This is a genomic window from Streptomyces sp. MUSC 14, assembly GCF_001866675.1.
GTDB lineage: Bacteria > Actinomycetota > Actinomycetes > Streptomycetales > Streptomycetaceae > Streptomyces.
The window spans coordinates 112,060-133,069 of sequence record NZ_MLYN01000035.1 but is presented as its reverse complement, the minus strand read 5'-3'; the positions used below and the strand labels follow the sequence as shown (position 1 = coordinate 133,069).

At 72.5% G+C, this 21,010-nt stretch carries 21 protein-coding genes and 1 pseudogene; 13 read left to right on the top strand and 9 right to left on the bottom strand.

The genetic code is table 11. From position 1 onward, the window contains the following. Positions 1–19 precede the first annotated feature (19 nt). A pseudogene (locus tag BIV25_RS53070) lies at positions 20–574 on the bottom strand (IMP dehydrogenase); the annotation flags it as partial. A 125-nt stretch (positions 575–699) separates the two neighbouring features. Between BIV25_RS53070 and BIV25_RS51260 the strand changes: the two are divergent. The 7 genes from BIV25_RS51260 (at position 700) to BIV25_RS22475 (ending at position 6,158) form a co-directional block, all read left to right on the top strand. Beyond that, on the top strand, positions 700–894 hold the full coding sequence (locus BIV25_RS51260; protein ID WP_071374184.1) for a hypothetical protein: 195 nt from the start codon (positions 700–702) through the stop codon (positions 892–894). A gap of 120 nt (positions 895–1,014) precedes the next feature. After that, positions 1,015–1,695 (top strand): HEAT repeat domain-containing protein, encoded by a 681-nt coding sequence (locus tag BIV25_RS22500; RefSeq protein ID WP_256256002.1) that lies wholly within the window; start codon positions 1,015–1,017, stop codon positions 1,693–1,695. Further along, positions 1,689–2,681: a HEAT repeat domain-containing protein gene (locus BIV25_RS22495; protein WP_071374182.1), complete on the top strand. Its 993-nt coding sequence runs from the start codon at positions 1,689–1,691 to the stop codon at positions 2,679–2,681. The genes BIV25_RS22500 and BIV25_RS22495 overlap by 7 nt, the downstream gene beginning before the upstream one ends. A gap of 72 nt (positions 2,682–2,753) precedes the next feature. Then, positions 2,754–3,251 (top strand): DUF1877 family protein, encoded by a 498-nt coding sequence (locus BIV25_RS22490; protein WP_071374181.1) that lies wholly within the window; start codon positions 2,754–2,756, stop codon positions 3,249–3,251. Positions 3,252–3,339: 88 nt separating this feature from the next. Continuing rightward, a complete protein-coding gene (locus BIV25_RS22485; RefSeq protein ID WP_071374180.1) occupies positions 3,340–3,900 on the top strand; it encodes a hypothetical protein in 561 nt (186 codons plus the stop codon). 14 nt (positions 3,901–3,914) lie between these two features. Further along, positions 3,915–4,445, top strand: coding sequence for a hypothetical protein (locus BIV25_RS47425; protein WP_071374179.1), 531 nt, complete (start codon positions 3,915–3,917; stop codon positions 4,443–4,445). A 3-nt stretch (positions 4,446–4,448) separates the two neighbouring features. Then, the gene (locus BIV25_RS22475; protein ID WP_177235377.1) at positions 4,449–6,158 is read left to right on the top strand and encodes an LCP family protein; all 1,710 of its coding nucleotides are present in this window, start codon (positions 4,449–4,451) and stop codon (positions 6,156–6,158) included. 9 nt (positions 6,159–6,167) lie between these two features. Here BIV25_RS22475 and BIV25_RS22470 read toward each other — a convergent pair whose 3' ends face one another. Beyond that, positions 6,168–6,872, bottom strand: a complete 705-nt coding sequence (locus tag BIV25_RS22470; RefSeq protein WP_256256001.1) for a histone deacetylase — start codon at positions 6,870–6,872, stop codon at positions 6,168–6,170. Between the two features lie 15 nt (positions 6,873–6,887). After that, positions 6,888–7,394 (bottom strand): hypothetical protein, encoded by a 507-nt coding sequence (locus tag BIV25_RS22465; protein ID WP_071374178.1) that lies wholly within the window; start codon positions 7,392–7,394, stop codon positions 6,888–6,890. 441 nt (positions 7,395–7,835) lie between these two features. Here BIV25_RS22465 and BIV25_RS22460 point away from each other — a divergent pair, with 441 nt between their 5' ends. Continuing rightward, a complete protein-coding gene (locus tag BIV25_RS22460) occupies positions 7,836–8,876 on the top strand; it encodes a cation diffusion facilitator family transporter (RefSeq protein ID WP_071374177.1) in 1,041 nt (346 codons plus the stop codon). 180 nt (positions 8,877–9,056) lie between these two features. Here BIV25_RS22460 and meaB read toward each other — a convergent pair whose 3' ends face one another. From meaB to BIV25_RS22440, 4 genes are all read right to left on the bottom strand, one after another. Then, positions 9,057–10,061, bottom strand: coding sequence for a methylmalonyl Co-A mutase-associated GTPase MeaB (meaB, locus tag BIV25_RS22455; protein WP_071374176.1), 1,005 nt, complete (start codon positions 10,059–10,061; stop codon positions 9,057–9,059). Between the two features lie 7 nt (positions 10,062–10,068). After that, a complete protein-coding gene (gene scpA, locus BIV25_RS22450) occupies positions 10,069–12,228 on the bottom strand; it encodes a methylmalonyl-CoA mutase (RefSeq protein ID WP_071374175.1) in 2,160 nt (719 codons plus the stop codon). Continuing rightward, positions 12,228–14,033 carry a methylmalonyl-CoA mutase family protein gene (locus tag BIV25_RS22445; RefSeq protein ID WP_071374174.1) on the bottom strand — a complete coding sequence of 602 codons (1,806 nt, stop codon included), beginning with the start codon at positions 14,031–14,033 and terminating at the stop codon, positions 12,228–12,230. Before BIV25_RS22445 ends, scpA begins: the two co-directional genes overlap by 1 nt. Positions 14,034–14,158: 125 nt before the next feature. Continuing rightward, complete coding sequence (locus BIV25_RS22440; protein WP_071374173.1) at positions 14,159–14,662, bottom strand: MarR family winged helix-turn-helix transcriptional regulator; 504 nt, start codon at positions 14,660–14,662, stop codon at positions 14,159–14,161. A 95-nt stretch (positions 14,663–14,757) separates the two neighbouring features. On the opposite strand from BIV25_RS22440, the gene BIV25_RS22435 reads away from it, so the two are divergent. After that, a complete protein-coding gene (locus BIV25_RS22435; protein WP_071374172.1) occupies positions 14,758–15,273 on the top strand; it encodes a YceI family protein in 516 nt (171 codons plus the stop codon). A 43-nt stretch (positions 15,274–15,316) separates the two neighbouring features. Here BIV25_RS22435 and BIV25_RS22430 read toward each other — a convergent pair whose 3' ends face one another. Continuing rightward, the gene (locus BIV25_RS22430; RefSeq protein ID WP_177235388.1) at positions 15,317–17,005 is read right to left on the bottom strand and encodes a hypothetical protein; all 1,689 of its coding nucleotides are present in this window, start codon (positions 17,003–17,005) and stop codon (positions 15,317–15,319) included. Between the two features lie 302 nt (positions 17,006–17,307). Between BIV25_RS22430 and BIV25_RS22425 the strand changes: the two genes are divergently transcribed. The 4 genes from BIV25_RS22425 (at position 17,308) to BIV25_RS22410 (ending at position 20,040) form a co-directional block, all read left to right on the top strand. After that, positions 17,308–17,697, top strand: a complete 390-nt coding sequence (locus tag BIV25_RS22425; RefSeq protein ID WP_071374170.1) for a cell division protein SepF — start codon at positions 17,308–17,310, stop codon at positions 17,695–17,697. Positions 17,698–17,774: 77 nt separating this feature from the next. Continuing rightward, complete coding sequence (locus BIV25_RS22420) at positions 17,775–19,040, top strand: AAA family ATPase (RefSeq protein ID WP_071374169.1); 1,266 nt, start codon at positions 17,775–17,777, stop codon at positions 19,038–19,040. Then, complete coding sequence (locus BIV25_RS22415; RefSeq protein ID WP_071374168.1) at positions 19,024–19,392, top strand: nucleotide pyrophosphohydrolase; 369 nt, start codon at positions 19,024–19,026, stop codon at positions 19,390–19,392. Before BIV25_RS22420 ends, BIV25_RS22415 begins: the two co-directional genes overlap by 17 nt. 177 nt (positions 19,393–19,569) lie before the next feature. Continuing rightward, a complete protein-coding gene (locus BIV25_RS22410; RefSeq protein ID WP_177235376.1) occupies positions 19,570–20,040 on the top strand; it encodes a DUF6099 family protein in 471 nt (156 codons plus the stop codon). A 703-nt stretch (positions 20,041–20,743) separates the two neighbouring features. Here the strand turns inward: BIV25_RS22410 and BIV25_RS22405 are convergent. Continuing rightward, positions 20,744–20,944 carry a hypothetical protein gene (locus BIV25_RS22405; RefSeq protein WP_071374167.1) on the bottom strand — a complete coding sequence of 67 codons (201 nt, stop codon included), beginning with the start codon at positions 20,942–20,944 and terminating at the stop codon, positions 20,744–20,746. Positions 20,945–21,010: the final 66 nt, after the last annotated feature.

Here is a 21,010-nt window from a genome sequence, read left to right as displayed (position 1 = left end):
CCGGCCGGCGGCGGGGGCGGGGCTTGAGGAGTGCCCTGACGGCGTGGCGTTCGTCCATGACGCGGTAGCCCTCCGCGACCTGTGTCAGGGGCAGGGGGAGGTCGAAGACCCGGCCCGGGTCCATCCGGCCGGTCAGGACGTGGTCGACCAGTTCGGGCAGGCAGCGGCGGACGGGAGCCGGGCCGCCGCGCAGGCCGACGCGCGAGAAGACGAACAGCTCCGGTCCGTCGATCGCCACCTCGTGCGGGACACCGACGAAGCCCACGTTGCCGCCCGGCCGCGCCGAGTGCAGGGCCTGCCGCATCGCCTGGGCGGTGCCGGTCCCGTAGGTGAGGTCGCCCCGTTCGGTGACGATGCCGGTGGCGCCGGACTCCCGGGCGAGCTGCCGGCGGCTCGCGTGGCGGCTCATCGCGACGATGCGCTCCGCGCCGAACTCCTTCGCCGCGATCCCCCCCCCGCACCAGCCGACCGCGCCGTCGCACACCACCACGGCGGTGGAGCCCGGCTTCACCTCGGCGGCCGGGGCGGCGTACCAGCCGGTGCCCGTCACGTCGGAGACGGCGAGCGGACCGGGCCGGACCCCGCACCGCGGCCTGCAGCGGACCCTGGACGCGCTCGCCGCCGGACGTGCAGGTCAGCGGGCCGGGTGCGCCTGCTTGTGGGGGACGGCGCAGATGTCGACGCGGAAGGCGCGGGCGAGTGGTCGGCGGCCAGGATGTCCACGCGGCCGTTGCGCACGAACGCCGGGACCTCGTCGGCGAGTTCCCCCTCGCCTTCGAGGGCCTGGGGCCGGCCGCCGAACCCGGCTCGCCCTCCGAGGTGCGGCTGCGCCTGCTCGGCTCCTGGGCTGCCACCGAGGAGGCCGACGTCTCGACGCGGCATTCCGGCGGCTGAGGCGCCGGCAGCCCCGCTCCGCCGCGCCCGGGCTTGACCTTGACATAGTGACAAGGTGTCCGCTGGGTGCAGGAGGTGGTCCCGATCAACCCGACAGACCGAACCGCGCAACATGCCCGCGTGGCCGAAGCCCTGGGCGCCGAGGACACGTCGGTCCGGCTTCAGGCGGCCCTGGCGATCGGCTCGAACCCCGAACCGGGGTTCCTGGAGGCGCTCGTCGAGCGGTGCGCGGTCGAGCCGGACTTCTTCGTGCGCGACATGCTGTCCTGGGCGTTGACCCGCCTCTCGTCGGAGATCACCCTGCCCCGGATGCGCCAGGAACTCGACTCCGAGCGCACCCAGGCCCGCAGCCAGGCGTTGCACACGCTCTCCAAGATCGGCGAGAAGAGCGCGTGGGCCTGGATCACGCGCGACATGCTGCGTGACACCGACGACGAGGTCGCACGGACCGCGTGGCGCGTCGCGGTCGTCCTCGTGCCCGAGGACGCGAAGAAGGACCTGGCCGACGAACTGGCCGGGCAGCTCGGCCGCGGCGACCGCGAGGTGCGGCTGAGCCTGAGCCGGGCCCTCGTCGGCCTCGGTGACGTGGCCGCGCCCGCCCTGGAGGAGGCCTCGGTGAACCCCGACCCGGCGGTGGCCGCGCACGCCCGTGCCACCGAACTGCTCCGGCAGAACCCGGAGACCGGATTCGACGCGGCCCTCGACGAGGCGAAGCGGGTCGTCGCACTCGGCCCGACCGGGGCGACGGAGACTGCGGAGGACACGGGGGCCGCGCAGGCCACGGAGGCCGCGGGGTGCTGATCGGTGAAGTGGCCCGCCGCTCGGGGGTGAGCCCCCGGATGCTCCGGCACTACGACGCCCTCGGGCTGGTGCGGCCGACCGGCCGCACCGTCGGCGGCTACCGCGAGTACACCGCCGAGGACCTCCGCAGGATCTTCCACGTGGAGAGCCTGCGGTCCCTCGGGCTCTCTCTCCAGCAGGTCGGGCGCGCGCTGGCGGACCCCGCGTGCACGCCGTCCGCCCTGGTCGGCGACCTCATCCGATGGACGGAGGACCGCATCGAGCGGGAACGGGAGCTGCTGGAGCGGCTCCGCGCGATCGATGCGTCGGGCCCCACCGGCTGGCAGGACGTCCTGCGCATCGTCGAGCTCCTGCAGGGACTCGACTCGGCCAGCGCCGCCCGCAGACAGCAGGCCGTCCTCGCCCGGCCGGAGGGCGGGCCGGTACCCGCAGAGCTGCTGGCCGACGCGGTCCTGACCGAATCCGACCCCCACGTCGCAGGTGCCCTGCGCTGGGCGCTCGCCCGGTCGGGCGGCGACGGGCTGGGGACGCTGGCCGCCGGCCTGCGCGCGCAGGACGTCGACGTCCGACGGCGTGCGGTGCTGGCGATCGCCGAGCTGCCCGAGGCCCCGGGTGTGACCGCGGTGCTCGCGGAGGCGCTCCGGGACCCGGACCCGACGGTGCGCGGGCACGCCGCTCTGGCGTTGGGCAGGAGCGGTGCGACCGAGGCCGTGCCGGCACTCGTCCGCATGGTGGTCGAAGGCTTCAACGACGTCGACGCGGCGGAGACCCTGGGGGCCCTGTCCCAGGACCCCGGACACGGCGACCGGATCATGACCGCACTGGCCGACGAACTGGCCGCGCCCGGCGCGGACTCCGCCACGCGGATACGCCTGATCCAGGCGCTGGTCGAGCTGCCGGGGACCACCGTGCAGGAGGTCCTGCGCCGACTGGTACACGACGACGACCGCGCCGTCGCACTCGTCGCCTCGGCCTTCCTCGGGTGAGGTTCCGCACCGGCCGTGCGCCGGCGCGTGCGGCCGGGTGATGCTCGGGCGCTCCCGTGCGCTCCTTGTGACATGAGTGCCCACCTCCGTCTGCGAGCGGTGCCGCCCCCGGCACTGCGCAACAGCGCGACCTGGCTGGAACGGCTTTTCGACAGCGACGTGGAGACCGTCCGGCACCGGACCGGCCGGCACCGCGAGGAGGTGCTGGACAAGCGGTACCTGGACCAGGAGCGCATCTACGCCGGCGCTCCGCCGCAGGTCACCGGGAACCTGCCGCAGGCCCAGGTGGTGCTGGGCGGCCGGCCCGTGTTCCGCGCCGACCGGCACAAGCCGCCGCTCCTGGTGCTGACGGCGGCGCAGGCCCGCCGGGTGGCCGGGTTCCTGACGGACGCCGACTTCGACGCACTGTGGGACTTCGCCCGGGGCGAACTGCTGCCGCGCTACGGCGGCGCGGCAGCGGAGTCCGCGACGTGGAGCGCGTTCGAGGCGGCGCACCAGGAGCTGAGGGCGTTCTACGCGACGACGGCCGCATGTGGAGATGCTGTGGTGAAGTGGCTGCCCGAGGTGTGAGTCATGGGGGAGGTGTAACAGTTCCGGCCCGTCGCGCTCTCTTCAAGCGGACGGCCACTTCGGGCGTCCAGGACAGGGGACACGACGCGTGCAGTGGACGAACGGAAGCGGTGAAGCGCACGGCCGGGATCTGTACGGCGAGGCACCGTACGGCGGGGTCGAGCAGCTCGTCCCCTTCGTACCCATGCCGCAGCCGGAGCCGGCACCGGAACACTGGTCGGGCTCGGGGGCGCAGCCGGTCTTCGTGGATGCCTCGGGCCGGCGTCGGCGCCGCGTGCTGCGCGCCGCCCGGCTGCTCGCGCTTCCCGCCGGCGGCTATGTCGCGCTGCTGATCGGCACCGTGCTGGGCGGTCCCGGCGTCAGCGCCCCGTTCGTCCCCCAGCCGGACTCCGCGCACCCGGCCACACCTCCCGTGACCGTGCCGGACTCCGCGTCCGGCACCGCCTCCTCAGCGCGGAGCGAGGGCTCCACCACGCGGAAGGCGGCCTCCGGCCCGGTCACCCCTGTCGCCCGTTCCGGTGCCACGCCGGCACACGCCCGGACCGGCTCCCCGGCCTCCGGCACCACCGTGACACCGTCCCGCACCCCTGTCGCGCCCCACTCCTCGAAGGGGCGCGCCCGCGGTGCGTCCCACAAGCCCGTGAAGTAGTCCAAGGCCCTGACGTGAGCGGCGCCGCCGGCAAACTGGGCCGCCGCGGCGTGGTCCACCTCCTCCTCTTCCAGGTCCTGCTGCCCCTGCTCGCACTGGTCGTCGACCTCTTCGCCCTGTACGGCCTGCTCTTCCTGGACCCGGTCCGGACCGCCGCCCTGTGGCTCGCCTTCCTCCTCCTGCAACTGCTGCTGTGCCTCTACGCGTTCCCCCTGGACGGAGAACGCACGGGCCCGCTGTGGAGTCTGCCGTTGCAGCAGTTCGTCTACCGCCAGCTGATGTGCCTGGTGGTCATCCAGTCCGTCGTCACCGCCGTATCGGGCACCCAGCTGCGCTGGCAGCGGGCGGAGCGCTACGGCAGCCTCCGGGCTCCCGCGGGCGCGAGGCCGGAGTCCTGGCGGGGGACAGTCCGAGCCGAATGTTTGTTAGATTGCGCAACTGTGCAACCATTCGGGGCGGCGCCGCGTCCTGTCTTACACACGCCGCACGCGTCCGGCCGTACCCCTGACGGCCCGGACCGAAGGCCCGACCGTTCATGGGAGTGATGGATGAGCGACCCGTGGGACGGCCCAGGCCGCCAGGCGACGCGGAACCGTAGCGCGCGGGTCCCCGGGGCGCGGGCGACCGAGGCCGAGGGACGGCGCCGGCGGGGCGGCAGCGCAGCGGCCCGGGCCGGCGGCCGCTCACGCGATGCCAGGCGCGGTCGCCCGGGCCGTCGGGCGGGGCGCGTCAGGCGGGCGCTGAAGATCCTCGCCATCGGCACCTCGCTGCTCATCCTGGTCACGGCCGGTGCGGGCTGGTGGTTCTACGAGCACCTGAACGGCAATATCCACAGCCTCTCGCTCGACGGCAAGGGCGGCACGGAGAAGGCCGACGCGTTCGGCCGCACCCCGATCAACATCCTGGTCATGGGCTCCGACGGCCGCACCAGCGCGGAGGACTGCAAGCTGGGCGGCGGCTGTTCGCAGACCGGTGTGCAGTCGGGCAACGGGAACGCGGACGTGGAGATGGTGCTGCACATCTCCGCCGACCGCTCCAACGCCACGGTGATGAGCATCCCCCGCGACACCATGACCAGGGTGCCGGCCTGCCAGGACCCCGGCTCCGGCCAGTCGACGCCCGGTTACTACGGTCAGATCAACAGCGCGCTGACGTACGGGCCCGCCTGTCAGGTGGCCACCGTCCACCAGCTCACCGGCATCCCGATCGACCACTTCGTGAAGCTCGACTTCTCCGGTGTGGTGAAGATGTCGGACGCCATCGGCGGCGTCTCCGTCTGCGTGAGCGACAACGTCTACGACACGTACTCGCACCTGAAGCTGGCCAAGGGCGACCACACCCTCAAGGGCGAGGCGGCGCTGGAGTTCGTGCGTTCCCGGCACGGTTTCGGTGACGGCAGCGACCTGGGCCGCACGACGACCCAGCACCTGTTCCTCAGCGCGATGATGCGCAACTTCAAGAGCGCGGGCACGCTCACCGATCCCACGGCCGTCTACGGCCTGGCCGACGCGGCCACCAAGGCGCTGACCGTGGACGACGGTCTGGGCACGGTGAAGAAGCTGATCTCGCTCGCGTCGGACGTGGACAAGGTGCCCACGAAGCGGATGACGTTCACGACCATGCAGACCGCCCCCGACCCGAACAACAAGGACCGGGTGGTCGTGGGGCCGGGTGCGCGGACGCTGTTCTCGACGATCGCCAACGACCAGTCCCTGACGACCGGTTCCGGCGAGAAGTCCGCAGCGGGCTCGGCGACGGCGAAGCCCACCGCCTCGGCGGTGCCGGCGGCGCAGATCGCGGTCACGGTGGAGAACGGCACCCCGGTCACCGGCCGCGCCTCGGACATCGCGACCGCCCTGACCGACCAGGGCTTCAGCTCCGCCACCACCACCGCCAACGCCCCCAGCCCCGCGGCGACGACCACGCTGACCTACGGCAGCGGTCAGAAAGGGGAGGCACAGACGGTCGCCAAGGCGCTCGGCCTGTCCTCCTCGAATCTGAGGCAGGGCACCGGCACGGGCCTGACCCTGGTCATCGGATCGGACTGGCCCAGCGGCACCGCATTCCCCGGCGGCAGCTCCTCGCCCGCACCCGCGGACACCCACGCCGCCGTCTCCAACGCCCACGCCTCCACCGCCGACCAGTCCAAGACCTGCGCCCAGGTCAGCCAGTACAGGACGGTCAGCCTCAATGGCGTCTCGATGACACCGGCACAGGCGTACGCGGCGGCACGGAACGTTCCCGACTCCGCCTCCTGAGGGGCGGCTCTACGCCTCCTCGCGCAGGAGGGCGGTGATGTCCGCCACGGACCAGTGTTCCGCCGCGCCGGGGCACGCGGCCACGTACGCTGCCACCGTGTCCCCGTCCCAGGCACCGGCCGCCAGGAGCCCTGAGGCGAGGAGGCGGATGTAGGCGGGAGACGGGGCGACCCATGGCACGTCGGTCATCGCCCAGGGCGCGGTGAACGTGAGGAGGGGGAGGCCGTCCACCTGCCCGGCGCACACCAGCGTCTCGTAGCGGCCCTCGCCCAGCACGGCACGGCCGTCCCTGAGCACGTCGCTCAGGTCCAGATCCCGGTCCGGTCCGGGATCCCGGTACATCTCCTGGGCGGCGATGTCGGAGAACTGCTCCGCGGTCATCAGGTGGGCTCGGGCCAGCACGCGCCCGTCGACCCGTTCGTCGTAGAAGGCCCTGCCTCCGCCCCAGACGACGGACTCGGTGGCGAAGTACAGAGCCCCGGTCAGTTCCACGGGGATGGACCGCACCGGCATCGCGGGGTTCCGGCACCCGGGGTACTCCCGCGCGGCACCGGCCGGACGGCCGCCGCGGACATAGGCGGCAAGCCGGTCCAGGTGCATGTTCGAGCCGTAGGACGTGTACCAGACCCGCTCGGGACGCGGGTCGTCCGGCAGGGTCGGGTCGATGTACGGGGCACCCCGGCCCGATTGCGGCGGGCCGGGGCTGTCCATCATGCCGTCGGCTTCGGACTAGAACTCGTGGTGCCGGATCACGCGGAAGCTCGCCACCACTCCGTTGTCGATGTAGATGCCGTCGGTGGTGCCCGCGTCCACGCCGTAGCTGTCGCTGTGGGGGCCGACGGTGGCGATCGGAGCACCGTTGTCGCAGACCGCCCCGCGGAACACCTCGACGGTCCTGTGGCTCTCGTTGCGGATGTTCAGGGTCTTGGCGCCCAGGCCGCTGATCACGGTGACGCAGTCGCCGGGGTCGCTGGAGTACGAGCGCTCGTTGACCTGGATCCGGCCCTCGTAACCCTCGTGGCCCTCGCGACCTTCGTTGCCTCTGCCCTCGTTGCCTCTGCCTTCGTTGCCCTTGCTCTGACCGCCGTCGCCACCCTGCGGCGCTGCGGCGGCGGCCGCCCCGGCGGCCGGGGACGTCGGGGACGAGGCAGCCGAGGCGTATGTGATGCCGGACGCGGCCAGGGCGGCGGCGGTCCCGACAGCGGCGGTGACCATGGTGGAACGGGCGACCTTCATGTCGCTCTCCTGTCTCGTGTTCGGAGATGCCGGCCCGTCAGCCAGCCTGGGAAGAAAGTACACATAGGTGACATGACGGTCATATCGGAATATTTGCACCACGGGCCGATCGGGGGATCCGGGGTGCCGAATGCCGCCCTCCGTGCGGCACGCGAAGGCATCAAGTCCCTTAAAAGAAAAGTGGATTGTCGCACCATTAGTCTTTACGAGGGATCTTCTGACGTTCCGTCACTCCCTCCCGGTCCAGCGTGTCGATTCGGCCGCGGCGCGGTGCGCCGTGTTACGCCCAGGGGGTGGACTCCCGTCCGGACGGGTTACGTCACCGCAGGTCAGAGGCTTCTTATAGAAGATGACAACGGTCACCGGTGCAGCCTTTGGCGATGACACCGACCATGCGTTTGACTGCGGCCAGGAACCCGACGCAAGGGGGAGGCGTACGACATGAGTGACCACGACCACGACCGTGGCGACGACCACGGGCACGCGCACGGTGCCGACGGGCACGGGGGCCACACACACGGTGTGTCGGCGGACGCGGACCGCCGTTGGCTGGCCTGTGCGCTCGCCCTGATCACGGCGTTCATGGCGGTGGAGGTCACCGTCGGTGTGATCGCCGGCTCCCTGGCCCTGATCTCCGACGCGGCGCACATGCTCACCGACGCCGCCTCGATCGTGCTCGCCCTCGTCGCGATGCGGCTGTCGGCCCGCCCCGCCCGCGGCGGCTTCACCTACGGACTCAAGCGCGCGGAGATCCTCTCCGCCCAGGCCAACGGCCTGACCCTGCTGCTGCTCGGCACCTGGCTGGCGTACGAGGCGGTGCGGCGGCTCGTCAGCCCGCCCGAGGTCGAGGGCGGACTGATGCTGGCCACGGCGCTCGCCGGGATCGCCGTGAACGTGGTCGCCACCTGGTGCATCTCCAGGGCCAACCGCAGCTCCCTGAACGTCGAGGGTGCCTACCAGCACATCCTGAACGACCTGTTCGCCTTCATCGGCACGGCCGTCGCCGCGTTGATCGTCGTCCTCACCGGGTTCGCCCGGGCCGACGCCATCGCCACGCTCGTCGTGGTCGCCCTGATGGCCAAGGCCGGTTACGGACTGGTCCGGGACTCCGGACGGATCTTCCTGGAGGCCGCCCCGGCCGGCCTCGACCCGGACACGATCGGCGACGAGCTCGCCGGGCAGCCCTCCGTCGTGGAGATCCACGACCTGCACGTGTGGACCATCACCTCCGGCGAACCCGCCCTGTCCGCCCACGTCCTGGTCGAACCCGGCGGCGACTGCCATGCCGTACGGCGCCACCTCCAGCACCTGCTGCGCGACCGGCACGGCATCGGCCACGCCACCCTCCAGGTCGACCACCTGGGGGAGGACGCGGACGCCGCGGACCTGCTCCAGATCACCACACCGTCGGCCGAACAGCAGGCGGAGCACTGCGACGACGCCCACGGCCCCGTCCACCGGCCCGGCCCGCACGAACACTGACGGGCACCGGTCCGTGGCGGCGCCGTGCCCGGCAGAGTCGTCCGCGGCGGCCGTGACGGCTGTGGCGGCTGTGACGTGGCGGTGGCCGACGGCGAGTCCCGCTCGTCCGACGGCCTCCGGCAGGTGGTCTCGGTGGTCGAGGCACTCAGTGATGCCGCTGACCGGGCCGGACCCGTCGCCTCAGGGCTCCGTCGTCCCCGGGAGCCCGCGCTCGAACGCCGCCAGGATCCGCTCCGCGGCCAGTGTCGCCGTCAACTCGCCGTCCCTGACCCGCCGTTCCAGGCCGGGCGCGCTCTCGCGCACCGCCGGGGCCGCGTGCAGACGGCCGAGGAGCTCGTCGCGGACCATGGCCCAGGTCCACTCGACCTGCTGGTCGCGCCGCTTGGCCGTGAGGCGGCCGGTGGAGTCCAGGAGCGTGCGGTGCTGCTCCAGACGCTCCCAGAGCGTGTCCAGGCCCGCCGACTCCCGTGCGCTGCAACTGAGCACCGGGGGAGTCCAGAAGGCGTCCTTGCCGTGCATCAGCCGCAGGGCGCCCGCCAGTTCGCGGGCCGCCGCACGGGCGTCCCGCTCGTGCGGGCCGTCCGCCTTGTTGACGGCGATGACGTCGGCCAGTTCCAGGACGCCCTTCTTGATGCCCTGGAGCTGGTCGCCGGTGCGGGCCAGCGTCAGCAGCAGGAAGGTGTCGACCATGCCCGCGACCGTCGTCTCCGACTGGCCCACGCCGACGGTCTCCACGAGGATCACGTCGTAGCCCGCCGCCTCCATCACCACCATCGACTCCCGGGTGGCCTTCGCGACCCCGCCCAGCGTGCCCGCGCTGGGGGAGGGGCGGATGAAGGCCGCCGGGTCCACGGACAGGCGCTCCATCCTGGTCTTGTCGCCCAGGATGGAACCGCCGGTGCGGGTCGAGGACGGGTCGACGGCGAGCACCGCGACCCGATGGCCCAGCGAGGTCAGCATCGTGCCGAACGCGTCGATGAACGTCGACTTGCCGACCCCCGGCACCCCGCTGACGCCGATCCGCCGCGCCCGGCCGCTGTGCGGCAGGAGCTGCGTCAGCAACTCCTGCGCCAGCGACCGGTGCTGGGGCCGGGTGGACTCGACGAGCGTGATGGCGCGGGCCACCAGGGCCCGCTTGCCGTCGAGCACACCCTTCACATACGTGTCGAGATCGATCGCGGCCATCGCGGTCCTACAGCTCGTGGCCGAGGCCGGCCGACAGCCGCTCGACCAGGTCGTACGCCGCGTCCGGGATCACCGTCCCCGGCGGGAACACGGCCGTGGCACCCATCTCCAGCAGCGTCGGCACGTCCTGCGGCGGGATCACCCCGCCGACCACGATCATGATGTCCTCGCGGCCCTCCTCGGCCAGCTGCTCGCGCAGCGCCGGGACGAGGGTGAGATGGCCCGCGGCCAGCGAGGAGACGCCGACCACGTGGACGTCCGCCTCGACCGCCTGGCGGGCGACCTCCCCGGGCGTCTGGAACAGCGGGCCGACGTCGACGTCGAAGCCGAGGTCGGCGAAGGCGGTCGCGATCACCTTCTGGCCGCGGTCGTGACCGTCCTGGCCCATCTTGGCGACCAGGATGCGCGGCCGGCGCCCCTCGGCCTCCTCGAAGGCGTCCACCAGGGCACGGGTGCGGTCCACGTTCGGGGACTGGCCTGCTTCGTTGCGGTACACACCGGAGATCGTACGGATCTGGCTCGCGTGCCGGCCGTACACCTTCTCCAGGGCGTCCGAGATCTCGCCGACCGTCGCCTTGGCGCGGGCCGCCCGCACCGCCAGCTCCAGCAGGTTCTCCGTGCCGTCGGCCGCCCGGGTGAGCGCGTCGAGCGCGTCCCGGCAGGCCTGCTCGTCCCGTTCCGCCCGCAGCCGGCGCAGCTTCTCGATCTGCTGGGCGCGCACGGACGAGTTGTCGACCTTCAGCACCTCGATCTGCTCGTCGCTGTCGACCCGGTACTTGTTCACGCCGATCACCGGCTGGCGGCCGGAGTCGATGCGGGCCTGGGTGCGGGCCGCGGCCTCCTCCACGCGGAGCTTCGGGATGCCCGCGTCGATGGCCTGGGCCATGCCGCCCGCCTGCTCGACCTCCTGGATGTGCGCCCAGGCCTTGCGGGCGAGGTCGTACGTCAGCCGCTCGACGTACGCGCTGCCGCCCCAGGGGTCGATGACCCGCGTGGTGCCCGACTCCTGCTGGATGAGCAGCTGGGTGTTGCGGGCGATGCGCGCCGAGAAGTCCGTCGGCAGGGCGAGCGCCTCGTCGAGCGCGTTGGTGTGCAGCGACTGGGTGTGGCCCTGGGTCGCGGCCATCGCCTCCACGGCCGTGCGCGTGACGTTGTTGAACACGTCCTGCGCGGTCAGCGACCAGCCGGAGGTCTGCGAATGGGTGCGCAACGAAAGGGACTTGGTGTTCTTCGGCTCGAACTGCGCGACCAGCTTGGCCCACAGCAGCCGGGCCGCCCGCAGCTTCGCGACCTCCATGAAGAAGTTCATGCCGATCGCCCAGAAGAAGCTCAGCCGGGGCGCGAAAGCGTCCACGTCCAGGCCCGCCTCCCGGCCCGCGCGCAGGTACTCCACGCCGTCCGCGAGCGTGTACGCCAGCTCCAGGTCGGCCGTCGCGCCGGCCTCCTGGATGTGGTAGCCGGAGATGGAGATCGAGTTGTAGCGCGGCATCCGCTGCGAGGTGTAGGCGAAGATGTCGGAGATGATCCGCATCGACGGCTTCGGCGGATAGATGTAGGTGTTGCGGACCATGAACTCCTTGAGGATGTCGTTCTGGATGGTCCCGGCCAGCTTCTCGGGCGGTACGCCCTGTTCCTCCGCCGCCACGATGTAGAGCGCGAGTACGGGGAGCACGGCGCCGTTCATCGTCATCGACACGGTCATCCTGTCCAGGGGGATGCCGTCGAACAGCTGCCGCATGTCGTAGATCGAGTCGATGGCCACGCCCGCCATGCCGACGTCGCCGGTCACGCGCGGGTGGTCGCTGTCGTAGCCCCGGTGCGTGGGCAGGTCGAAGGCGACCGACAGGCCCTTCTGGCCGGCCGCCAGGTTGCGCCGGTAGAACGCGTTGGACTCCTCGGCGGTGGAGAATCCCGCGTACTGGCGGATCGTCCAGGGCTGGTTGACGTACATCGTCGGGTACGGGCCGCGCAGGTACGGCGCCATGCCCGGGTAGGTGCCGAGGAAGTCCAGGCCCTCCAGGTCACGGCCGGTGTACAGCGCCTTGACCCCGATGCCCTCCGGGGTCTCCCACAGCGGCCGGTCACCGCCGGCCGCCAGCCACTGCTCGGCGCTGCCGTCGGCGACGGGTGTCCCCAGCTCGATGCCGGAGAAGTCGGGGATTCCCATCAGGACACTCCCATGCGGTCGAGGGTCGCGGACAGGACGTCGACGGCGTCGCAGCCCGCGAAGACGTACGCGTCGATGCCGGAGTAGTCGCCCCGGCCCGCCAGGAAGACCTGACCCGCACCGGCCGCGCGCAGCGACTCGGCCTGCCGCTCCGCCTGTTCGGCGTACTGGCCGTCGCTGGAGCAGAGCACCGCCTCGGTGGCGCCGCTGTCCTCGAAGCGTCCCTCGGTGACCGGCTCGATGCCGCCCGCCTGGAAGAGGTTGGCGGCGAAGGTGGCGCGCGCGGTGTACTCGGCGGCCGAGCCGATCGTCGCGAGGTAGATCCGGGGGCGGGCGCCGGTCGCCGCGAGGTGGGCGTCGGAGCGGGCCCGCAGCTCCTCGTACGCCTCGTCGCGGCGCACGCGCGGCAGCCCGCCGGACGGCGGCTCGGGCGCGGGCTCGCGCTCCACCGGCTTCTCGCCGAGCAGCGGGAACTCGCTGACGCCCGTGACCGGTTCGCGCCGCTTGGCGAGCTTCTTGGAGCGCTCCGCCCACGTCGCCGCGAGGTCGGTGCGCAGCCGGCCCGAGCGCAGCACGGCCGGCAGGCCGCCGTCCCGCTCGATCGACCGGAAGAACTCCCAGGCAGCCTGGGCGAGTTCGTCGGTCAGCCGCTCGACGTACCAGGAGCCGCCGGCCGGGTCGATGACCCGGGCCAGGTGCGACTCCTCGATCAGGATCGTGGAGGTGTTGCGGGCGATGCGGCGGGCGAACGCGTCGGGCAGGCCCAGCGCGTGGTCGAACGGCAGCACGGTGACGGAGTCGGCGCCGCCCACGCCGGCGGCCAGCGTCGCGACCGTCGTACGGAGCATGTTCACCCACGGGTCGCGGCGGCTCATCATCACCGGCGAGGTGACCGCGTGCTGCACCTGCGCGCCCGCGCCCGGTGCCCCGGACACCTCGGCGACCCGCGCCCACAGCCGGCGCGCGGCGCGCAGCTTGGCGACGGTCAGGAACTGGTCGGCGGTGGCCGCGTAGCGGAACTCCAGCTGGGCGACGGCCTGTTCGACGCCGAGGCCCGCCTCGGTCAGCTCGCGCAGATAGGCCACACCGGTGGCGAGGGAGGCGCCCAGCTCCTGCGCGGCCGAACCGCCCGCCTCGTGGTACGGCAGCGCGTCCACGGTGAGCGCGCGCAGACCCGGGTACTGCTCGGCGCAGCGGGCGGCCAGGGCGGCGTACGGCGCGACGTCGAGCGCGGTGCCGGTGCGGGCCTCGTACCCGAGCGGGTCACCGCCCAGGTTGCCGCGTACGGCCTCGGCGTCGATGCCCCTGTCCGCGTACAGGCGCAGCAGTGCCTCGGCGGCGGCCCCGGTGTCGCGGCCCGCGTCCAGGACGACCGGCGCGAGGTCGAGGTAGACCCCGTCGAGCGCGCGGGGCAGGTCGGCGACCGGGAAGCCGCCCTCGCCCAGCACCAGCCACAGCGAGGTGCCGCCGTTCTCCAGGTCGGCCAGCACGGCGCCCTCGGTGAGTGCCGCGTGCCGCTGCCGTACGTCCCAGCCCCCGGCGGTGTTGCCCTCGGGGCGGCCGCCGCGCAGGTACGGGGCGAAACCGGGCAGGCCGGGGTCGGGCGCGGCGTCGCGCGCGGTGTAGAGGGGCCGGGTACGCAGCCCGTCCTCCAGCGTCGTGGACAGGGCGTCCTCTGCTGCCGCGCCGGAGACTTCCTTGCCCGACTTGCGTAGCACGCCCTCGACCAGGCGTTGCCATTGCTCGTGCGTCGCGTCAGGGAACTCGGCGGCCAGGGAGAGCCCGTCGTCAGGCAGGACCGTCATGCTCGGATGTTAGGGCAGGGTGCTAGAGGACGGGTGAAGAGCGGGCTGTGAAGTTGCCCTCCTCGCACTTGTGACCTGCGCCTCCCGCCCGTCGGCCGATGGCCTCCAGGAGCTGTCGGGGGGGGTCAGGAACCGTCGGGGAGCGTGGCGTCCGGGACGAGCGCACACATGGCCGCGCGCTGCTCGGAGCCCATGGAGTCGGCGAGGGCCTGGCGGACGGTTCCGGCCAGCAGGGCGGAGGTCTCACGCAGCAGTTCGCGCGCCTTGTCGGTGAGCGCGACCTCCACGCCCCGCTTGTCGCCGCACACGGAGCGGCGGTTGACCAGGCCGGCTCGCTGGAGACAGGCGATCTGGTAGGTGAGCCGGGTCTTGGGGCGGCCGAGGAGGTCGGCGACCTGGGTCATCCGCAGCCCGGTGCGCGGCCGTTCGGCCAGCAGGCACAGGATCAGGAACTCGTCGTGCGAGACGCCGAGGGTCTCCTTCACCGCCGTCCGCATCCGCTGCTCCACCCCGCCGGTCGCGGCCAGCAGCACCATCCACGCGCGCAGCTCGTCCGGGAGCAGCCGCTCCCCGCTCTCGGCCAGGGGGCAAGAGGGCTGGTCGGCGGGGGGTCTGGTGGTGGCGGACATACGGCCAGTCTACCCGTTGTGCAAATTTGGATAAGGGGCTAGCGTGGGGCTTCTTCGATTATCCAAATTTGAATCACTCGCTCGGGAGTACGACCATGACCGTCGCCGTGGAAACAGGTACCTGGCAGCTCGACCCCAGCGCGTCCACCGTGGCGCTGCGGCACAAGACCATGTGGGGCCTGGTCACCGTGAAGGGCGCGTTCACCGCGATCAGCGGCGGGGGCGAGGTGAGCCCGGACGGCTCGGCCACCGGCACCCTGACCCTGGACGCCGCGTCCCTGGACACGAAACACGCCAAGCGGGACAAGCACCTGCGCTCGGCGGACTTCTTCGACACCGACCAGCACCCGGAGATCACCTTCGCCGTCCGGGGCGCCGACCGGCTCGACGCGGACGGCGTGCGGGTCACCGGGCAGCTGACCGTACGGGGCATCAGCCGGCCGCAGGAGCTCACCGCGCGCCTGGCCTCGGTGGACGCCGGCGGGCTCACCCTGGAGACCGAGTTCACCGTGGACCGCGACCAGTTCGGCTTGGGCTGGAACCAGATGGGGATGATGCGCGGCCTGACCACGGTGACGGCCGCACTGCGCTTCACGCGCGCGGGTTCCTGAGCCGGGCGGCCCGACCGGGTGGTCGGGCCGGGGCCTGGGGGCGTCAGCCGATCAGGCCCAGCTCCGACCGCTGCACGTCCGCGGTGGAGAGCGTCTGCGGGGTGGCCGTGAAGGCACGCAGCCGGAAACGGGTGCTCTTCTTCGTGGGCAGCGGGTAGCTGCCGTCGGGCGCCCGCAGGACCACGGTCGCCGTGCCGTGCGCGGGGATCGTGGCCGGGCCGTGCGCCAGCGACCAGTACTTGCCCATGCCCTGGCCCGTCGTGAGCATGTAGTGCGGGGTGAGCGGGTCGCTCCCGGTGTTGGTGACCCTCACGGTCAGCGTGGACAGCGCGGTCGCCGAGACGTGCCGGGCCTTCGTGATGTCCATGCGCAGCGGCGGCCCGCCGGTCGCCGCCACGGTCACGCTCAGCAGCGCGGGCAGCACGAGCAGCGCCACGGCCGCGGTCAGCGCGGGCTTGCGGCGCCGGGCCGTCAGCCACGCGGGCCGCGGCTGCCACGCGCGCGTGAACTCCGACAGGGGCGTGGTGATCGCCGCCGCGAGCCACAGCGGCGTCATCATCAGGTAGTAGCCGTCCTGCGAGCGGGTCGCCAGGTAGAAGACGCACCAGGGCAGTACGGTCGCCGCCGGGCCGAGCCGCCGCACGAACAGCACGAACAGCCCGAGCAGGGCCGCGGCCAGCAGCATGCTCGCGTGGCTGTACCAGTCGAGCCGGTCGCTGCCGTCGGTGAAGTACAGCGAGATGTCCACCAGGCCCTGGCCGTGCACCACCGCGCCCTGGGTCAGCGGCAGGACGATGCCCCGGATCCAGGGGCCGGGCTCGGTCACCACGAAGTACGCGTTGATCACGAACCAGGTGAGCACCGCGATGCCGGTGACCCGCAGCACCACGCGCGCCGCCGCCCGCCCGTCCAGCTCGCCGCGGCGCACGGCGTAGATCCCGGCCAGCAGGAACGGCGCCAGGAACCACGGGAGTTGCTGTGCCGCGCACGCGGCACCGAGGCACGCCGCCCGGGCGATCCCGGACGCGCCCAGCCGCCCGCCGGCACCCAGCCGGGTCCAGCCCGCCACCACCGGCATCAGCAGGACCAGGGCGACGATCGCCGGGTAGCCCTGGCGGGCGTACATCGGCAGGAAGCTGAAGCCCAGGCAGATCATCGTGGCCGCCGAGCGCCACGGCGCCGGCAGCCGCCGCCACAGCACGACCGTGCCCACGATCAGGACGACCGTCACCGCCGCCGTGGCCGGTGCGCCGTCGTGGCCGAGCCCCAGGAAGGGCAGCGTGAGCAGCGGCGTCAGCGGCGGGTAGCCGTACGTGAAGTCGTAGCCGCCGGTCGTCGTCGGCGTCAGGGCGACACCCGGGAGGTGGAACAGCCACGGCCACGGGTGGTCGTAGACCTGGTGCCCGCCCAGGATCTCCCTCGCCGCCTGGGTGGTCAGGACCGCCTCGTCGCCGCCGGCGTGGTTGAGCGCCCACGTGCACAGGGTGAGGGCGATCGCCGTGACCAGCACCACCAGGTCCAGGCGGGCCAGCGAGCGCGCCCGGCGGACCGTGAGCGCGAGGACGCCGGTCACCAGGATCGCTGCGTAACAGAGGGAGATGACCGCGGCGAGGGTCAGCCGGTGCGTCGCCGCCTGGGTCCACACCGTGCGGGCGCCGATGAACAGGCTGACGTCGGCGAGCAGGGTGAGGACACGATGCCACTGCGCGGGCGCCTCGGGGGCGGACTCCAGGTGTGGTCCCGGAACGGCGGACACCGCCGACTGCGTCCGCCGGCCGGGTGTCACCTGCGGTGTTTCTGCCAAGTGCACGGCACGGGAAGCTACTGACGGGAAATGACCACGACATGGCCGCATGTGAAGAGTCCGGTATGAGAGAGGTAAGAAGCGGACTTAACCGTACATGTGCCCCGTGTCATGCCGGAGTCGGGACATCGGTGCGGTCGCACACCGTGTCGTTGTTGGGCCGAACGGGTGACTTGGCGTAAGAATTGGCCGGTGCAGGCATTGAGTGTGAGTCAGGTCGGGGGGAGCCGGTGAGCCGTTACGACGTCACCGATGAACAGTGGGAAGGGCTCGCCCAGGTCGTGCCGTTGCGGGGCCGGGACGCGTGGCCGTCCGCGGTGAACCACCGCGCGCTGCCGGACGCCGAGACCGAGACCCGGCGCCGGTTCGTGGTCCTGCGCGTCAACGTCTTCGCGGACGCGCGCGAGGTCGCCGAGACCCTGATGGCCGGGGCGCCGGTACTGCTCGACCTGTCCAGCGCCGAGACGGAGGTCGCCAAGCGCGTCCTCGACTTCAGTACGGGCGTGGTCTTCGGGCTGGGCAGCGGGATGCACCGCGTCGACCGCAATGTGTTCCTCCTCACCCCGCCCGGGACCGAGGTCAGCGGGCTGATGGAAGGGGCGGGGATGTCGGGGAGCTGACCCGGCCGTCCCCCGTTCGTAGGAAGGCGCGCCAGGCTGAACGGTTCGGCGGGGCGGCGGAGTTCTACCGTCCACCCATGGCCGTGCCTTCCGTGTCCGCCGAGCCTCCGGCGGTCGCCGCGTCCGGCGGGAGTGTCCCCGCGCAGTCCCGTGAGCCTCTGGACGCGCGGACCGCCCCCGCGCGGTCCGCTGCCTCCGGTGACGTGCCCGACGTCCTTGACGTGCGCCCCCGGATCACCGAGCTGCGGCTGTCGGCCTTCGCCGGGCACCGGAGGGCCGCGTTCCCGCTCGGGCCGGTCACGCTGCTCGCGGGACCCAGCGGCGCGGGCAAGAGCACCGCGCTCATGGCGTACGAGGCGCTCGCCCGGCTCGCCGCCGGCGCCCCGCTCCCGGAGGCGTTCCGGGATCCGCTCGCCTGTGTGCCGCAGCGGGCGCGCCCCGACGCGGGCGGACGGCGGGGCTTCCGCATCGGGTGCACGGCCGACGGCGTCGAGGGGCCCGTCCGGCTCGACGTCGCCGTCCAGGCCGAACCCGGTCTGCGGATCGCGGGGGAGCGGCTGACCGCGGGCGGGGTCGTGCTGCTGGAGACCGCGTTGCGCGACCCGTCCCGCCGGGCCGTCCAGGCCGCCTGGTACACAGCGGGCTCCGCACCGGTCACCCGCGCCCCGCTGCCCGACGACCGGCTCGGCACCGCCCTGCTGCCGCTGCGCGTGGCCGGCAAGACGGACGGGCAGCGGCAGGTGCTCGCCGCGGCCGAGCAGATGGTGGTCGCCCTGCGCTCCGTCTTCCCGTGCGACCCCTGCCCCGCGGCCATGCGCTCCCCCGTCCCCATGGGCTCCGGGCGGCTGCTGCCCGGCTGCGACAACCTCGCCGACGTGCTGTGGCGCACCCGCGCCGAGTGCGCCCGCCGGCACGCTCTGCTGGTCGAGGCGCTGCGCGCGGGCTGCGCCGGGCCCGTGACCGACCTGGTCGCCGAACCGCTCGGTGACGGCACGGTACGGGCGCTGCTCGACCGCGGCGACGGCCTGCGCACCGAGCTGGCCCGGCTCGGGGACGGTGAACTCCGTTATCTGGCACTGACGCTGGTGCTGCTGACCGGGCCCGGTGTGCTGGCCGTGGACACCCCCGGCGAGGTGCCGGACGCGCTGCGCAGCCTCACCGTCCTGGCCGACGGCTTCGACCGCGGCCTCGACCCCGACCAGCGCCGCGCCCTGCTGTGGCTGGCGGCCCGGATGGGCGAGCGCGGGCACATCAGGTGTCTGGGCGCGGTGAGCGACGGCTCCTGGGTCACCGGGGTCCGGGGCGTCACGGTGGTACACCTGGACCGTGACGGAACCTCTTGACCTGGCCCGACTCCAGCACCGGCTCGCCGAGTTCGCGGCCGCGCGGAACTGGCAGCCCTACCACACACCCAAGAACCTCGCCGCCGCGCTCTCGGTGGAGGCCTCCGAACTGGTGGAGATCTTCCAGTGGTTGACCCCGGAGGAGTCGGCGCGGGTGATGGCCGACCCCGGCACCGCGCACCGCGTCGAGGACGAGGTGGCCGATGTCCTCGCCTACCTCCTCCAGTTCTGCGGCGCCCTCGGCATCGACCCGCTGGCCGCGCTGGCCGCCAAGATCGACCGGAACGAGCGTCGTTTTCCGGTCGCGGGGGACAAGGGCGGGGACGAACCGGGTCAACTACCGGACTCCTGAACTCCGTTATTACTCTTCGTGGTCAAATCACCTGTCGAATCCGAATTGTTGTCCACAAATTTCCGCCCACCTCTGGCTTTTCGACTCAGGGACACTCACTCTGGGTAGTGGACTAGGTAGTACGAAGAGAGTTCCGGCGGACGTGCGAGAAGGCATGTGGAGGGACGGGGGCGACCTATGGATGCGATACGGCTCATCCTCGCGAGCAGGCGAGCCCTGGCGAACAGCGCGAACGCAGGCGAAATCCTGGCGGAGGTCTGGCAGGCCCAGGCCCTGGCCCAGGCGATCGGCAGCCGGCTCGCGGTCTCCGGCCCGCCGGAGCTGCGTGGCGAGGCACTGGGCCTGACGGAGCTGGCGGGCCGGGGCTGCGGCGTCCTGGACCCGCCCGAACTCGACCCCGGCGATCTGCGCGCCGCCCAGCTCACCGAGCTGGACGACGCCCGCGAGACCCTGCTCTGCCTCGGCGGTCTGCTCGGCGAGGTCGGCATCGCCCTGGTCGGCATGGCGAGCGCCGCCGCCGACGAGACGACGTACTGGCAGTGCATGGAGGCCATCGACGCGGCCGACGAATCCCGCGACCGCGTCCGCGAGATGCTGCGCAAACTGGCAGCGCGGGAGGAGGTCTTACCGGAGCGCGAATTCGGCTGACCGCCCTGGAACCACCTACGTCGACGCTGCCGCTCATGCCGGCCGGGCGTCGGTCTCGTCGATCGGCGTCGCCCATGTCGGCCCGGTGCCGCTCCCGTCAACGTAAGCCGCTCACGTCGGCCCGGCACCGCCCGCGCCGACTCCGCGCCGCCCCTGCCGCCCGCTGCCGCTCACCGCGTCCCCGTGGTGCCCTCTTCCGGCCGGAGTGGCTCCGACCGGAGCCGTGTGTGTTGTTCGGTCGGTTGGTGTCGTTCCCCGATCGGAGCTGTTCCTCTGTTGAAAGCTGCTTTGCGTCGGCTCGTGGCTGTTCTTGTCGAGCGCTGCTGCTTACTGCGTCCGGGTGGTGGCCCCTCTGGCCGGGGTCCCTGCGACCGGAGCTGTGTGTGTTGTTCGGTCGGTTGGTGTCGTTCCCCGATCGGAGCTGTTCCTCTGTTGAAAGCTGCTTTGCGTCGGCTCGTGGCTGCTCTTGTCGAGCGCTGTCGCTCACCGCGGCCCCGTGCTGCCCCCTGCGGCCGGAGTCGCTCCGGCCGGAGCCGCGTATGTCGTTCGGTCGGTCAGCCGAAGCCGCTCACGTCGCGTCCCTGTCGGCCGATGCCGCCCGTCTCGGCCCGGCAGCGCTTGCCCCGACCGGGGCCCGGAGCCCCTCCGGCCGGGGGCGGTCGACCGCCGTTGCTCTTTTCGGCCGGAGGTGGTGTCGGCGTCGTCAGCCGGCGTCGTTTCGGTCGGTCGTCAGTCGGCATTGCGCTGCGCGCTCGGCGCCGCCATCGTCCGCGTGAGCCGGAGCCGTTCCTGCGGCGTGCAGACCGGCCAGTTCCGACAGATCCGCGTTCAGCGCCGCCATCAGCTCTTCCATCTGCTCCAGCAGCCCCTTCGGCTGCCCGGCGGAGCCCAGCTCTTCGGACATCACGGCCTCCTCGGCCCCCGGCCCGGCGGGGCCGGCGCGGGTACCGGACGGTCCGGCACCGTCGTC